Here is a 14289-nt window from a genome sequence, read left to right on the forward strand (position 1 = left end):
TTTGTTTTAGAATGCTTTGGAGCTTGGAGCACTACTAAATTTAAGTTGATGGTTACTCATGCAAACAACATCGTTATACCAACAAGTAAAAAATGCCATTACGCCTTATACCGATGAGCACAAAACCGCATTTACGGTAGCGCTCTCTGGTGGTGTGGATTCGGTGGTATTACTGCATATAATGAATGCGCTAAAAGCTGAAATACCGCAACTGCAATTAAGCGCAGTTTATGTTAATCATGGTTTAAGTCAGTATGGCGACGATTGGCAGCATTTTTGCGAAAAACTATGTGCAATAGTAAAAGTTCCTTTTTACTCGGCTCAGGTAAAAATCACCAATAAATCACGCACGAGTCTAGAAGAGCTCGCCCGCGATGCTCGGTATCAGGCACTTGATCAGCATAGCCCAAGCGGCAGTATTATTTTGCTAGGGCAGCACTTAAATGATCAACTAGAAACGTTCTTATTGAGACTAAAACGGGGCTCAGGATTACAAGGCTTAGCATCGATGCGGCAAACTCGCACCTTGAGTTCTGGGCGAGAATGTTTAAGGCCACTGCTGAACACCACACGACACAGTATTGAACAATTTGCTACCGAGTTTAAGCTTGATCATATTACCGATGATTCAAATACGGATGAGCGCTTTGATCGCAACTTTATTCGTCAGCAAATAGTGCCTCTATTAAGTGAACGATTTACCGGCTTTGAGAAAAGCGCAGCGCGTAGTGTTAACCTTCTTCAACAGCAGCAAGATGTACTTGATGAATACACTCAGTTAGATTTAAGGCAATGCCAAAACACCCAGCAAGGGTTAAGTTGTTTACAGCTAGCAAATTTTAGCGCTGCGCGCCAAGCAAATGTTTTGCGTTGTTGGCTTGGACAATTTACGACGCTTATGCCATCACAACAACAAACTCAGCAAATACTTACACAAGGTTTAACAGCAAAAGCTGATGCGCAGCTACTTATTCAGTTAACCGAAGGGCAAGTTCGCCGGCATCAAAAATTTTTATATTTTGTACGTGAAACAACCGTTCCTGACAGCCAATCACTAACTGCTCAAAATCAGTTACTTTCAGATGGTCGTACCCTAATACAATTATCAGGTATAGGAGTTAGAAAACCATTGCTTGATGAACACGTTTCTGTCCAGTTTAATTGTCCACAGGCGCGTATTAAACCGCTTAAAAAACCGGGTCACAACAGCATTAAACATTGGTTTAAAGATGCAAAAGTAGCGCCATGGTTACGTGCTAATGTGCCACTTATTTTTTATAATGAGCAATTAGTTTATGTCGTAGGGCATTTTATAAGTGCAGAACACGCCGATGAAAAAGGTATATTTTGGGAGATAAAAACATGACAACGTCACAGCCACACGTTGGTTTATCACTAGTCAATAAAGCACCGTTAGGGCTAATAGTTACAGCCGTTATAGCGGGCATTGCCACGGTAATATTTGAGCTTGAGCTATTAACGTTAGCGTATTCGGTTTTAGGTGGTTTGGTGTGTGCAATTATTTTAATTGCGTACTGGTTAGGTAAAGGTGGACTATTTTTTATTGTTGGGGTGAGTATTCCATTATTAATGGTCATTGTTGTACCACTAACCAGCATGGCTGCTTTGTTATACCTAATTAGTGGTTTCTTTTTTGGTTTTTGCTTAGCACTATTAGGTTATAAGTTATTAGCCAAGTCAGATAATTAGTATAATTATAAAAGAAAGCCTAGTGGGGGAACTAGGCTTACCTTTAATTAATACGCTTTAGCGCAGTTACGCCCTGATGCTTTGGCCTTGTATAAACCTTTATCGGCGCGGGCAAAAATCTCATTCTCACAATCTTTGCTGTTTGCCAAAGTAAATCCAATGCTGGTGGTGACTTCATATTGTTTCATTAAACTTGACTGAGTCACTAACTGCATTACTCGCTGAGCAATCACTTTATTTGTGGTAAATTCAGGATCATCGATTAATACTGCAAACTCATCACCACCAAAACGAAATACAGAATCAGTCCCGCGAATACTACTGCATAAAACGTTGGCAAACTCTTGTAATACGTCATCGCCAATTTTATGACCGTAGCTATCATTAACTTGTTTAAAGTTATCTAAATCTAACAACATTAGACTAAATGGACGATGATGGCGGCGAAAACGCTCTAATTTCTGAGCCAAAATAGCATCAAACTGACTACGATTATTAAGTCCTGTTAAAGTGTCTTTAGTAGCTAGCTTTAGCACGCGGCTATACATTAATGCATTACGTAATGGATAAACCAATACGCTGTGTAAGCCAACTAACTTTTGCTTGATACTTCCCGAAAGCGGGTATTGGCAAAAATAGATAAGCTGCCCTAAATGTTCATTATTTATGTCTAAATTAAATGAATATGGCGGTTTACTATTATCACTATTAGGGATTTGTGCCACTCCAAGAGACGACTGAAACTGCAAGCCTGAAAAATTTATGATTTGTTTTGCATGCTCAGCATAAATAGTTAATAGCTCTTCTATATTTAACGTTGTTTGCAGTTTTTCGAGCAAACTATGAATAGCAGCAGGTTCATTATTACGGTAATGCTCTGCCGAAAACGGCAGAAACTCGCCACGTGCCGAGATGCGCTGCGTCAAAATATGGACATTTTCCATGGTTTTCTCCCCTAGGAGTTTGTTATTACTTTTCTAAGCGATTTTTGTGCCACTATTCCAAACTGGCTGAAAAACAGATAGTTGCTATAGTTAACTCTTAAGTAGCTAAAATTTTGACGGTATGGCAACAGTATAAATAGGAGGTTTATTTGCAAAGTGTATTGGCTCAAATATTTGGCTTATTACTGGCTGCTGTGGTGCTGGTATGGTTATTTAAGCGCATTGGCTTACCGCCGATCCTCGCCTACCTTGCTACTGGCTTATTAGCGGGTAGTCATGGCATTGGCTGGATGGCGCAAAGTCATGAAATACATTTTGTAGCTGAGCTTGGTATTGTATTTTTATTATTTAGTTTAGGGCTGGAGTTTTCTGTTGGCCGCTTAATGGCAATGCGCAATATTGTATTTGGCTTGGGCACGTTGCAAGTAATTGTCACAAGTATTGTGTTTATGCTGATTTTATTGTTGATGGATTTGTCTTTGTTGAGCAGTTTCACTATTGCGACATTAATGGCGCTGTCATCAACAGCGGTGGTGGTTAAATTACTTAAAGAAACCGGCGAACTTAAACAGCGGCGAGGGCAGCTCGCTATCGGAATGTTATTATTTCAAGATATTGCGGTGGTGCCGTTACTGATTACTTTACCTTTACTGGCCCAAAGCAGTGATACTGAAGGCATTGCCTGGGCCCTGACTTTCGCTTTAACTAAAGGCGCATTTGTATGTTTATTGTTATGGATGATAGGCAAGTGGGTATTGCCAAAAGTCTTTAGCGAAGTTGCATTAATGCGCACCGATGAATTGTTTGTTTTGACCACCTTAGTGGTTGCCTTATTTGCCGCAGGCTTAACGTATTTATTTGGCTTATCGATGGCGCTGGGCGCATTTTTAGCAGGAATGATGCTCGGCGAAAGCCAGTACCGACATCAATTAGAAGCTGATATTCGACCATTTCGCGATATTTTAATGGGCCTATTTTTTGTCACTGTCGGTATGCAGCTCGATATTTTATATGTGTTTGGCGTATGGTATTGGATAGTGGCTGCATTAGCGCTAATGCTAGTATTAAAAATTGGTGTTATTACTTTTTTAGCGCAACTGATGGGCGAGCGAAAACAAGATGCAATTGCAGCAGGCATCATGCTATGGCAAATGGGCGAGTTTGGTTTTGTATTAATTGCGCTTGCTACTAAACACCAATTATTAGCTTTAGATCACGCCTCATTTTTAATTGCTATTGCAGTCATGTCGATGGGCTTAACGCCTTATTTAATAGAATCGACGCCTTGGTTATTAAAACAACTTGGGGTATTAAAAAATCCCAACGGTGAGTGGCAGCAACAGCCTAACAGTAGCACCTTGTATCAAAACCATGTAGTGATCTGTGGGTTCTCTCGGGTTGGGCAAACTATTGCGCGGTTTTTAAAGCCAGAAGCAATAGAGTACGTTGCTGTTGAAAGTAACCCAATACTAGTTCAAGAGGCCAAAGCAGCTGGAGAGCCCGTTATTTTTGGTCATGTAAAACAAAAAGATATTTTAAAATCAGCAGGAGTCGAACGAGCTCGACTAGTGATCATTACTTTCACCGATTTTGAACATGCGCAAATCGTGATCGATGCGATAAAGCAAATAGCTCCTGACGTGAAAATACTGGTACGCATGCGCGATGATAGTCATCTCGAAGCACTCAAAGAGCTTGGCGTGACTGAGGTGGTGCCAGAAACACTGGAAGCGAGCTTAATGTTAGTGTCGCACGTGTTGTCTATGTCGGGCGTGCCGATGTCGCGTATTGTTAGGCGGGTTAGCAAAGAGCGGCGTAACCGTTACCAATTTTTACATGGTTTTTTTGCTGGAGATCAATTTGATAGTGAAGAAAACAACGCCGAGCGGCTTGAGTATTTACACGTTATGGCACTGCCAGAAAACGCCTTTGCGGTTGCTAAAAATATTAATGAATTAAATCTCGAAAAACGTAAAGTATCAGTGCGAGCATTACGACGCAAAGACCGTGAAATTGATAGTCCATCGCTGCACACTGTTTTACTCGCCGGAGATATTCTTGTACTACAAGGTAAACCCCGACGAGTAGAGCGGGTAGAGTGCTATTTACTCGATGGTACGGATTAGTGAATAGTTAACTGTTAATCGAGCTCTAAAAATTCGCGTATCTGTGGCAGTTTCTCTAAACCATCTTTATAACCAATTTCAATCAAATGCTGGGTATAGCGTTTTTCAAACAATAAGTAACTGGTTAAACTCGATTGAGAACGTTTTTTAACCCCGATCATGCGCAGTAATATTTTAATGGCTAAAGGCATATCACTGTAATAGTTTGCAGCAATGGCATTAAAGTTTTCTGATGGATTGATCACAAAACTTTGTATTTGCTTTAATTCTTGGTGTTTATCACGCCCAGGTAACAAACCTAAAGTTCGGTTAATTCGTTCAAGGCGCTCAAGATCTGACTGTAAGGTGTCGGTAAACACACTGTCGAGCAAATGGCCCGCAATCGAGGATAACCCTGGGAAGTGAGGTAGATAACCTGGCGGATGAGCTTCTTTGGGCTGATCAACACCAATAATAAATATTTTTTCAGCGCCTAAATGGACACATGGACTCAGTGGCGATAATTGGTGAATAGAGCCATCACCAAAGTAGTGGTTGTATACATTTACGCTCGGAAACACCATAGGAATTGCACTGGACGCCATTAAATGTTCAACGTTAATACGTGCCGCTTGGCCTTCGCGTTTAGCGCGCCGCCAAGGTGACTGTGTATTAGATTGAAAAAACGCCACAGAATCACCCGTGGTATAGCTTGATGCGGTGATTGACAGCGCATCTAAATAATTTCGGTGTAAATTACGCTCAATGCGAGTTAAATCTAAAATTTCATTAAGTAAATTACGTAAAGGCTGATTATTCAACAAGCTCGCTGGTGGATGATTAATATGTTCAGATTGAAAACTAGTCAGCATGTTACGCATTAAATGGCCAAACACGCTGATAAAATCACTTTTATATACCATTGACGTAGAAAAGTTTTTCCAAACAGATTCCAGTTTACGTACCGCCAAATGGGTGCATGAAGCATAGCTTGCTAGCGCAGCTGAATTGATCGCTCCGGCAGATGTACCATTAATAATAGTAAATGGCAGCGGGGCGGTACGCGGCATACTTTGCGCGAGCGCTTTAAGAACCCCAACTTGGTAAGCGGCACGTGCACCACCACCGGTCAGTAACAGAGCAACTTTAGGTTTGTTTTTATCGATTTGCTTGATTTTCATAGTTGAGTTTCGTCGTTGCAATTAAGCGGTTAAGCGTCTTTACTTTATTTATTAACTGTAAGTCTTTAAGCTAGAAGAATCAAAGGATACCTTAGCTACGTTAATAATTATTAGTGTAGGCTATGAATTAAATCCATTTAGGGTACTCTTACTGTTATCGCATTTTAATATTTATGGAGTTCGTATGTCAGATCAACCATCAGCGTCAGATGTTCAAAAACGTCCACCGAATAATAACCTTTTATTTGCAGGCATCATTTTAATTATTATCATTATTGCTGCAGCGTTTGTGTTATTAAACTCAAGTGATGAGTCACAAACAGCAACCGAAGTTGAGCAACCCGTAGCAGAGCGCCCCATGATGGAGCTAAAACCAGAGAACGATCCGGTTGTTAATGCCCCATCTGTTAATCCTGAAAAGCCTGCTGATTTAGCCGTGCCAACACCACGCCCAGTAGAGCCTGAGCCGCAAGTAGAACCACTACCTACTCTTGATGAAAGCGATCCTGTCGTTGTTGCTAAGTTAGACGAATACTTAGGTGATGCAGCTATGAGTTTGGTTATAAACGACGATGTTATTCGTCGCGGTGTGGTATTTATAGATAATCTTGCCAAAGGTAAAATTGCCCAAAAACACACTCCTGTTATTAAGTTAGAAGAAGGCTTTAGTGTAGTAGAGGGTGATATTCTTACCATTGATCCAAACAGCTATGAGCGTTATACCCCTTATGTAAAAATCTTTACTAGCATGAGTGCAGCACAAATCGTACGTTTATACGATGAGTACAAACCACTTATCAATGATGCGTATACAGAAATTGGCTATCAAGGTGATGCGTTTAATCAAACACTTACTGACGCCATAGAATTGCTGCTAGATACCCCAGAGCCAAAAGGGGATATGCCACTGTTACGTGATTCAGTAACTTATCAATATGCTTACTCAGAATGGGAACGCCTACCGGCGGCACAAAAACAACTGCTACGCATGGGCCCTGAAAACATGAAAAAAATAAAAGCTGTACTACGTAACGTAAAAAAAGAGTTAGATAATCAATAATCTTACTTAAATCGTTTAAAAAACAGTGCGATTGTATGTTTAACATGCAATCGCACTTTCTTTTTGTGTTTCCCCTTGAATAACACAGCAAAAGTAGAGATAATCTCTCCCGCGCCAACCAAGGCCCTCAATGGTAGTCTTATTGGTCCTCTCGCAACACTAGCAGGCGAACCTGGTCAGGCCCGGAAGGGAGCAGCCACAGTTTGTGACGTGTGTGCCGAGATGTGGCTGGTAAGACTGCCACCCAAATTCCTCATTTGGTGTTGTTTGAAGTATAAGTTGACATATTTGTACTAAAAGATGGCATAAATTGGAAGTATAAGGTGGCATAGTCTAGTATTTAACCAAATGGTTAGATGGTTGACTCACATGTACAGAAGAAAACTCAAACACTCCCGTGTAAAAAACCTCCATAAATTTGCTAGTCAAAAAAATAAATCTACCTGTTTAGTTGAATCCTCTTGAATATCCCAACGTAACTCAAGCCTAAACTTCTCAACATTGTTAATACCTAAACCACGATGAATTAATTCAATTTCATCTAAAGGGCTTGAGCTTAAATTAACTTTTCCATTGCTGAGCATCTCTACAAATTTATGATTAGCACTAGGTTGAATATCGCTAGGCATACATACCTTAAAGCCAAATAAAAGTTATATTTAATAATCGCACTCCTGCTATCCAGCTGATAGTCGGGTTAGAGCGAGAAGCAGACGGTCATGTAAACTCATTTTTGGACAGATCCTAGTTAGGATTTTCGTGCTAAATGTGAGTTTAAGGTTCATATTTCTATGGCTAACGACTGCCTAACAGGCGCAAAAGGTTTGGCTATAATTAGCGACGAAGGAGCGCAAGCAAAGCTTTTTTCGTCCTTGTTGAGGCGCTTGTTAAGCGCCTACTGCCCGTCATCCCATGCATTTAGAAAATCTGCAAGAATATCACCATGACAGGATTGCGGCTTACAGAAACAACCCAACCGTTTACCAGCTAATTTGAATACTTCCGATTTCTCTTTATTCGGGAACTTCTCATAATCAAAATCATATTTGTATTTTCTTATAACTTCGTCACGATCATCACCTTCCTCATACATAGAGTAGGGATTACCCCAATATGATCCCCGCCCGATATACTCGTAAGTTGGTGTGCTTTTCTGTGCTTGGAATTCAGTCTCTATTTTGATATTTATAACTCTTGTTATAGTTATTTGAATAAGCCTAAATGGCTTACCACACGCTTTTAATTGGGCTGTTTCTTCAACAAATTCCTCTCCATCGTCAAAAACGATAGCGTGAGTTATTTCGTTAATATTCCAGTCAACCAAATCCGCATTAAAGCTCTTTTCACAGTCTTCATTGCAAAGCTTTTCTACAAAAGCATTATGGTCGTATGGGCAGATAAATGAGACATTTTCAAGAGTAGAAGTTATTTTCCTAACTTTTCTCGCGAATTTGGAATAACAATGAAATTGTTTAGGATACAGGATTAGAATACTAGCCATTAGTACAAATGCTTAACTTTTAAGTCTAAATCTGAATGTTGATTAAGGTATTCAACAACAAGTCGTCTGTGACAAAGGTGCGGTTCATGCTCACTACACAATAGGCAACCGTGATCAAGTAGTACGGGTTTTATTGATTTCTCAATATTTCTCTGTCCCATTAAGTTTAAAAATTTATCTTCATATACATTCCAAGGCATATCACCTTTCTTGTAAGCATTTAGAATGTCTTTTGTTGGTGCCAACTCTGGTGAGTGCACATACTCAGCATTGCAAAGTTCTTTCAAGAAATATTTAAGGTCATCTCTTTTTGCAAAACCAGCTAGCTGTGAGACATTGTTTAGCCTTACATCGATCAGTGTTTTTACTTTCGATGATTGTAAAAAGTTAAAAAATGTCTCTGCATTTTTTTGTAAAACCTATTGTAAATATATCCATAACTTCACCTTAGAAAATTGTAGCTACCAATTTGTAACAACAGCCTTCAAATGCCTCACCTAAACTAACACAAAGTATACCTTTGCATTCGGTATTATTTGCAATAATTTGGTCAAAAAGAGGATCTGTCACCGCCAACTCATATGCAATATTATTATATGAAAACGAAGCTCTACGCTTGTTGTATTGATTAACGAAAAGTTTCAAATTGCAAACTTTTACCAAATACAAAGATTGCTCAATCTTTGTAACCCCAGATTTAATTAATGAAAAATCAACCCTGTCACCTGCTCCCCAAATATCATTTGGGCTTTCGAGATAATTGACAATTTCACTTTCATCCAATCGATAGTTTTGTCGCCACTCGCTATCATCGATTAAATAGTTTTCTGGTTGATTTATTAGAGAGACATGTTCTGCAAGACCAATTGTAACTTTTTGCAGTGGCTTTACATTGAATAAGCCATGTGGGTTTCTGCATTTTGCTTGTTCGTGGTCTAATTCACCACCTTCTCTATTAGAAACAGGCCTGACCCAATATTTACCATCTAACGTTTTACCTGCTACACAGTGTTGGTGATGCTTCACTGAATTTGCAAAAATTATTATTTGGTGATTACTCATGCTCAATCCTTATGCACAATACTTGATAGGCGCTTAACAGTGTATTACCGAGAATTCCCGTTAACACTCAATGTATCAATTTCCAGAAATATAAAATACAGTTATTAATAATCTAATTATTAATAACTTACACATAACCAAAAGGAATTACAATTGTTTAGGCTACTCTATAACCGAGAATTTACTTATTCGAGAATGGATAGAATTACATTACGAGAACAAGCATAAAAAATAGCATGGAAATTAGTAGCTTAAATTTTATGAAAATTTTAACGAGAAATGATTATTTATACATTAACACTTTGAATGCCTGCTTCGCTCAAAGCTGGTTTTAAGAGCAATTACGTTAACTCATCTTGGGGCAGAAACGAGTTGATCATGAATGACTGCAAATGGCACTGAGCCGAACTTCGGCAAAGAGCGATCAGTTGTCAGTCGGATTATATTGCGATCTAATAATCAAACTGGTCGAATTCGACTATTTTAAAATCCCAAACTCAAATGGATCAAATCTTGAGGTCGCAAATTGTACACATTTGCAGTATGTTCCAAAATGGAACAACCTACTTAAATGTTCAACAAACGGTTAGTTCCTGATGCATAGACCTATAGACGCAATGGGGGCAAACAAGATCGTCAAACCAGCTTTTCTAGCGTCCAATATGACCGCTTTTGCCACTTTGCTGAAGCTAGCTTTGAGTGATTACCGGACACTGAAAAAATTAAATTTTCCCCGCTCTTTCGAGTAGGAGCCTAATTTTGTCCAATAACATTATTAAACGCCGTTTAGGGGCAAAATAACATGCTTAATTTATAGTCATTTTAATTACTTGTTTACAAATGTAATTATTGGTGAATTATCAGAGTATTTAATATACGTCATTTTGGTGTGCTATAAACTACCAAAATGGTGCTCGATAAATTATTATGTGACTTTATCAGGGGGAGTTAATTGAAACCTTTATTTGTATTAATCACAGTTTTTTTAGTTTTAGTTCAATAGCCGATGTTGATGAATACCAATGGTGCCAAGCCCAAATAGATTCTATTCGGAAGTTATCTGAATTACCTTTAAATGAGCTAACATTCCTTAAAAAATCGATAGCTGTTGCAGCATCAATAGAAGAACTCAATAAAGTAACTTCTAAAGATTTCTCACCTATGGTTATTGCCATTAAAAATCACCAAAATATAACTAAAGGTGCTGCGGAGAAAGCTACTTTAAAGCTCGTTAAAGAGCTTGAAATAGAATCTATTAGCAAAGCAATAAGCTTACAAGGAAATACAAGTGAAAAAATTTGGAATTTACAATTCGATAAGTGTGTAAAGGACAATCAGGGCTAAAACTACAAGTCACATAACAATCCAACCTGAGGTGGAGCCCACTTTCCACAAAAATTTTAGTCGCTTAGCAAAGCGTTACTAATGCCCTCTCATGGCACAATTGCGAAGTTCGGCTTAGGAGCGATAATCGGACATTCAGGTGAGTCGTCATTAACTCAGTAAAGATAAAAAGAAACTTTCCTCTTTTTACATGTTTATATAAGCTACATAAAGTATAATATTTATATCTGGCAATAACTTACACTATTTGCTATTAATGTGAGTTCACAGAATAAGTACGTTTTCGCACTAAAATAGGGAAAGTGTCCTCTGATAAAGCTTTTAGGTGCTAATGAAAATTCCAGCAGATTTCAAATACCCAGGTTTCTATGATTTAGTATGTGATGCCATATATCAGCATAAGTTAGCTGATAAGGAATCAAATTCCTTTTATGAAAATAGGCACGCTAGATCATCAATTATTTCTTCAGCTCTTGTAATAGAAAGCTGTGCAAACTGCTTACTAAATTCGCTGGATATTTCGTCTAAGTTAGGTGGAGATATAGATAAACTTACCGTTCTTGCAAAGTTCGAAACTTATCTAAGGTTTAACAATGTTGCTACGTTTGATCGAGGCAATAATAAAGTAGAAAAAATTGTAGAGTTGATAAAACTGCGAAATGAATTTGTTCATCCTAAAGTTGCCAGTATAAAAACAGAAATTGGTCAAATGGAAGACATTGGCGAGCAATATTCATTACTAATGGAATTAACGGGGGATCAATGGAAAGGTTTAATAATCCCCAAACGAGGTTTGTTTTGGTCAGCAGATAGCTCGCTAAAAGTTTTAAAAGCTGTATCTGAGTTTATTGATTATTTATTCTTTGAGTTATTAGAATTGTCTGATCAAGATGTGCAAAATGTTTTAATGTCTAGATTGGAGTTTTCAAGTATTATTATGCCTACAGTTTTTGATGTATTCAAAACTGAAATTACTAGTGTAAAAGAGTTTGGCATAGACTTTGGTTTTTTGGTTAACAACGCACCAAACTAACTACTAAAGCAGGACTCGTAACAGTTGGCTCGGTTCCGCTTCGCTACACATTTTAGCCAACAATTACTCGCCTCTTAGTGGGGCGTTGAGGTTGTAGAATTACTCTTTTTTTATAAAACAGCTTGTTTTATGGGTTCCAAAATACATTACCTAATGCTTTAAATGCGCTTAGCGTTGATTTCAGGTGCTCGTTTTTTAAATGAATTTGGGTGTTGGAGTTATCTACAGCCTCGTTAGGCATCTTTACCCCGAGGGAATACCAAATATGATCGAATTTTCTATGGCCATACTTGCAGGTATCGTGACAGCAATAATTATTGCGGCAGTCACAAAATGGATATGGCCTAGCTTTCAAGATAAGTGCTTATACAAGGGTATTCGGGTCGCTGGAACATGGGAAATTTCGGAAGAGCGAAATGGTAAAACTATCAAGGCGGGTAAGATTCATTTAAAACAGAAAGGTCGCATCATAACTGGGTCAAGTACCCGAACGAAAACACGTGATGGCAAAAAATCTGAGAGGCACTTCAAATATCACGGTTTTACTTGCGGCAAGCAAATTACTCTCATGTTTGAGGACGTAAAAGGAGTCGGATTCGACACCGGTACATATGTTTTTACTGTACAAAATGATGGTACTACCATGCTTGGTATGGCTACTTTTCATGGAAAAGCCGAAAACAAAATTGTATCTGAACCAAGAACTTTGACTAAGGTGGTAGCTTAAATGCCTAACAACCGCAGGCATTGGGACAAAATTTCCGCTGCGCTCCAATTTTGCCCATGGCCTGAGGGATCAAATTTTGACTTCAGACATTATTCTCCTGACCGTCCGCTCATGGCACATAGCAGCCAACTAAACTTGGCAGTATTTTTATGGGATTGACCTCATAAAGCCTGTATTTGGTAACTTTATGGCATTATATGCTTCAATTTTATGCCAAGTTACACTTCACTTACGGCGCTGTAGCCCAGTAAAAACGTATGTTCTTATGTCAACTTATGCTTCAAACAACAATTCGATCCATATTAGAGTATTTAAGTAATGAATCATATTCTGAAATTTTAGAGTCAGAAAGGATTTGGATTCTATTTGTTTGGCATTTCACTAAGGACTCTAAATAGCGTTCGACTTCATTGTCTCCCATTGAGGCGGGGTGTGAGCCGTGAACCAGACACTTTAATAGAGGATTTGGGAGAGGTGATCTTTTGCGAAGCAGAAGAGATATCATAAAATGGAGTCAAGTTTGCGCCTTTGGTAGCGTTCTTAATTGGATCAATTACTAATAGATATAAAACAGTGATCACCTTTATTTAAAGGTGATTCCATCATTTGGTCGGAGCGGTTGGTTGACAGCTGTTTTAGCCAAATTAATATAATAAGAGAGATAAATATGGGGCAGTTAAACCATAATCAGAAAGATAGTTTTGATAACCTTCCGCTGCTTAAGGCAACGGAAGCATCAGTTGAAGTTGCGAAATATTGGCAGGCTCGATTTGCTACAGGTGATGATGTGTTAACCACTTCTAGTATTGAGGTACGTAGCAATACTAAGTTAGAGGCAGAGGAGCGGTTTATGCTTTTGGGCACAGTTACTGGGCCGGATAAGGCAATAATGCTACCTGAAATTGCAGCTCAATTACCGTGTTTAAATCGTACTCAGTCTGTTAATTTATCACAATTACGCAGTGAACTGGCTAAGGCTGGCTTGATTCTGCATAGCGCAGATTACATTTTTTACTTTAGCGCCACACAGAAGCTAACACTTGCTCCTGATGTCGCAGTGCGTCAGCTTAACCAAGATGATGCCGCCGATTTTTCTGAGTTTCAACGTCAATGTTCTGAGTCCGAACTCGATAATGCTTCCGTCGAGCTCGATGACTGGATGGTCTACGGTTTATTTAATGATGGCCGCTTAGTTTGTATCGCGAGTGCTTATCACGGAGAGAACGATAAGATGGCTGATATTGGTGTCATTACGTTGCCGACTGAACGGGAAAAAGTTATGCAACTAGAGTTGTTCGAGCGATAAGTCATGATATTTGCGCGCAAAATTTTGAACCGCAGTATCGTTGCCAACAGGATAATGAGGCTTCAATCTCAGTGGCAAAATCAGTGGGTTTAGCATTATATTGCACTTGGGAACCGCTGTCGCCAAACAGTGACATTGATTGATCAGACCATTTATCGTCATTTTAATTTATATACATATCAACAAGAGAGATTATTAGTGTGATTATTAAGAAAATTGCAGTTATTGATGGTGGCTACGAGTAAAAAAGGACAGGCACATTTTTTGCAAAAATCATAGTATTAACCACTGTCATTACATACAGTGGTTGGTGTGT

14 protein-coding genes and 1 other RNA gene are annotated in these 14289 nt (G+C 38.8%); 9 read left to right on the forward strand and 6 right to left on the reverse strand.

Annotated features, from left to right (window positions below; genetic code table 11):
• Nucleotides 1-58 precede the first annotated feature (58 nt).
• Both tilS and P4S61_RS15490 read left to right on the forward strand, forming a co-directional pair.
• Nucleotides 59-1366, forward strand: coding sequence for a tRNA lysidine(34) synthetase TilS (gene tilS, locus P4S61_RS15485; protein WP_337118590.1), 1308 nt, complete (start codon nucleotides 59-61; stop codon nucleotides 1364-1366).
• Entirely contained in the window at nucleotides 1363-1710 is a 348-nt protein-coding gene (locus P4S61_RS15490; RefSeq protein WP_337118591.1) for a hypothetical protein, read from the forward strand. The genes tilS and P4S61_RS15490 overlap by 4 nt, the downstream gene beginning before the upstream one ends.
• A gap of 47 nt (nucleotides 1711-1757) precedes the next feature.
• Here P4S61_RS15490 and P4S61_RS15495 read toward each other — a convergent pair whose 3' ends face one another.
• On the reverse strand, nucleotides 1758-2654 hold the full coding sequence (locus P4S61_RS15495; RefSeq protein WP_145240514.1) for a GGDEF domain-containing protein: 897 nt from the start codon (nucleotides 2652-2654) through the stop codon (nucleotides 1758-1760).
• Between the two features lie 149 nt (nucleotides 2655-2803).
• Between P4S61_RS15495 and P4S61_RS15500 the strand changes: the two genes are divergently transcribed.
• Nucleotides 2804-4780 carry a monovalent cation:proton antiporter-2 (CPA2) family protein gene (locus tag P4S61_RS15500; protein WP_145240516.1) on the forward strand — a complete coding sequence of 659 codons (1977 nt, stop codon included), beginning with the start codon at nucleotides 2804-2806 and terminating at the stop codon, nucleotides 4778-4780.
• Nucleotides 4781-4794: 14 nt separating this feature from the next.
• On the opposite strand, the gene P4S61_RS15505 is transcribed toward P4S61_RS15500, so the two are convergent.
• Nucleotides 4795-5940 (reverse strand): patatin-like phospholipase family protein, encoded by a 1146-nt coding sequence (locus tag P4S61_RS15505; protein ID WP_145240518.1) that lies wholly within the window; start codon nucleotides 5938-5940, stop codon nucleotides 4795-4797.
• Between the two features lie 184 nt (nucleotides 5941-6124).
• Here P4S61_RS15505 and P4S61_RS15510 point away from each other — a divergent pair, with 184 nt between their 5' ends.
• Together P4S61_RS15510 and ffs are read left to right on the forward strand one after the other, a co-directional pair.
• Entirely contained in the window at nucleotides 6125-7000 is an 876-nt protein-coding gene (locus tag P4S61_RS15510) for a DUF3014 domain-containing protein (RefSeq protein ID WP_145240520.1), read from the forward strand.
• Between the two features lie 140 nt (nucleotides 7001-7140).
• Nucleotides 7141-7237, forward strand: an RNA gene (gene ffs / locus P4S61_RS15515) — signal recognition particle sRNA small type.
• A gap of 188 nt (nucleotides 7238-7425) precedes the next feature.
• On the opposite strand, the gene P4S61_RS15520 is transcribed toward ffs, so the two are convergent.
• The 4 genes from P4S61_RS15520 to P4S61_RS15535 form a co-directional block, all read right to left on the reverse strand.
• Nucleotides 7426-7629, reverse strand: a complete 204-nt coding sequence (locus P4S61_RS15520; protein ID WP_182778715.1) for a hypothetical protein — start codon at nucleotides 7627-7629, stop codon at nucleotides 7426-7428.
• Between the two features lie 266 nt (nucleotides 7630-7895).
• Nucleotides 7896-8501, reverse strand: a complete 606-nt coding sequence (locus P4S61_RS15525; RefSeq protein WP_337118592.1) for a DUF4326 domain-containing protein — start codon at nucleotides 8499-8501, stop codon at nucleotides 7896-7898.
• On the reverse strand, nucleotides 8501-8860 hold the full coding sequence (locus P4S61_RS15530) for a DUF488 domain-containing protein (protein ID WP_337118920.1): 360 nt from the start codon (nucleotides 8858-8860) through the stop codon (nucleotides 8501-8503). Before P4S61_RS15530 ends, P4S61_RS15525 begins: the two co-directional genes overlap by 1 nt.
• A gap of 88 nt (nucleotides 8861-8948) precedes the next feature.
• Nucleotides 8949-9563 carry a dual OB domain-containing protein gene (locus P4S61_RS15535; RefSeq protein WP_337118593.1) on the reverse strand — a complete coding sequence of 205 codons (615 nt, stop codon included), beginning with the start codon at nucleotides 9561-9563 and terminating at the stop codon, nucleotides 8949-8951.
• Nucleotides 9564-10724: 1161 nt separating this feature from the next.
• On the opposite strand from P4S61_RS15535, the gene P4S61_RS15540 reads away from it, so the two are divergent.
• From P4S61_RS15540 to P4S61_RS15555, 4 genes are all read left to right on the forward strand, one after another.
• On the forward strand, nucleotides 10725-10907 hold the full coding sequence (locus tag P4S61_RS15540) for a hypothetical protein (protein ID WP_337118596.1): 183 nt from the start codon (nucleotides 10725-10727) through the stop codon (nucleotides 10905-10907).
• Nucleotides 10908-11238: 331 nt separating this feature from the next.
• Nucleotides 11239-11940: a hypothetical protein gene (locus tag P4S61_RS15545; protein WP_337118598.1), complete on the forward strand. Its 702-nt coding sequence runs from the start codon at nucleotides 11239-11241 to the stop codon at nucleotides 11938-11940.
• 265 nt (nucleotides 11941-12205) lie between these two features.
• A complete protein-coding gene (locus tag P4S61_RS15550; protein ID WP_337118599.1) occupies nucleotides 12206-12667 on the forward strand; it encodes a hypothetical protein in 462 nt (153 codons plus the stop codon).
• A 667-nt stretch (nucleotides 12668-13334) separates the two neighbouring features.
• On the forward strand, nucleotides 13335-13973 hold the full coding sequence (locus tag P4S61_RS15555) for a hypothetical protein (protein ID WP_337118600.1): 639 nt from the start codon (nucleotides 13335-13337) through the stop codon (nucleotides 13971-13973).
• Nucleotides 13974-14289 lie beyond the last annotated feature (316 nt).

The sequence above is a fragment of the Pseudoalteromonas sp. B160 genome, assembly GCF_037162485.1.
GTDB classification, from domain to species: domain Bacteria; phylum Pseudomonadota; class Gammaproteobacteria; order Enterobacterales; family Alteromonadaceae; genus Pseudoalteromonas; species Pseudoalteromonas rhizosphaerae.

Bases quoted from the DNA above. Each gene is read 5' to 3' on its own strand.
- P4S61_RS15555 (WP_337118600.1), top strand. From the start codon at position 13,335: ATGGGGCAGTTAAACCATAATCAGAAAGATAGTTTTGATAACCTTCCG.
- P4S61_RS15510 (WP_145240520.1), top strand. From the start codon at position 6,125: ATGTCAGATCAACCATCAGCGTCAGATGTTCAAAAACGTCCACCGAAT.
- P4S61_RS15495 (WP_145240514.1), bottom strand. From the start codon at position 2,654: ATGGAAAATGTCCATATTTTGACGCAGCGCATCTCGGCACGTGGCGAG.
- tilS (WP_337118590.1), top strand. From the start codon at position 59: ATGCAAACAACATCGTTATACCAACAAGTAAAAAATGCCATTACGCCT.
- P4S61_RS15535 (WP_337118593.1), bottom strand. From the start codon at position 9,563: ATGAGTAATCACCAAATAATAATTTTTGCAAATTCAGTGAAGCATCAC.
- P4S61_RS15490 (WP_337118591.1), top strand. From the start codon at position 1,363: ATGACAACGTCACAGCCACACGTTGGTTTATCACTAGTCAATAAAGCA.
- P4S61_RS15550 (WP_337118599.1), top strand. From the start codon at position 12,206: ATGATCGAATTTTCTATGGCCATACTTGCAGGTATCGTGACAGCAATA.
- P4S61_RS15545 (WP_337118598.1), top strand. From the start codon at position 11,239: ATGAAAATTCCAGCAGATTTCAAATACCCAGGTTTCTATGATTTAGTA.
- P4S61_RS15525 (WP_337118592.1), bottom strand. From the start codon at position 8,501: ATGGCTAGTATTCTAATCCTGTATCCTAAACAATTTCATTGTTATTCC.
- P4S61_RS15520 (WP_182778715.1), bottom strand. From the start codon at position 7,629: ATGCCTAGCGATATTCAACCTAGTGCTAATCATAAATTTGTAGAGATG.
- P4S61_RS15540 (WP_337118596.1), top strand. From the start codon at position 10,725: ATGGTTATTGCCATTAAAAATCACCAAAATATAACTAAAGGTGCTGCG.
- P4S61_RS15505 (WP_145240518.1), bottom strand. From the start codon at position 5,940: ATGAAAATCAAGCAAATCGATAAAAACAAACCTAAAGTTGCTCTGTTA.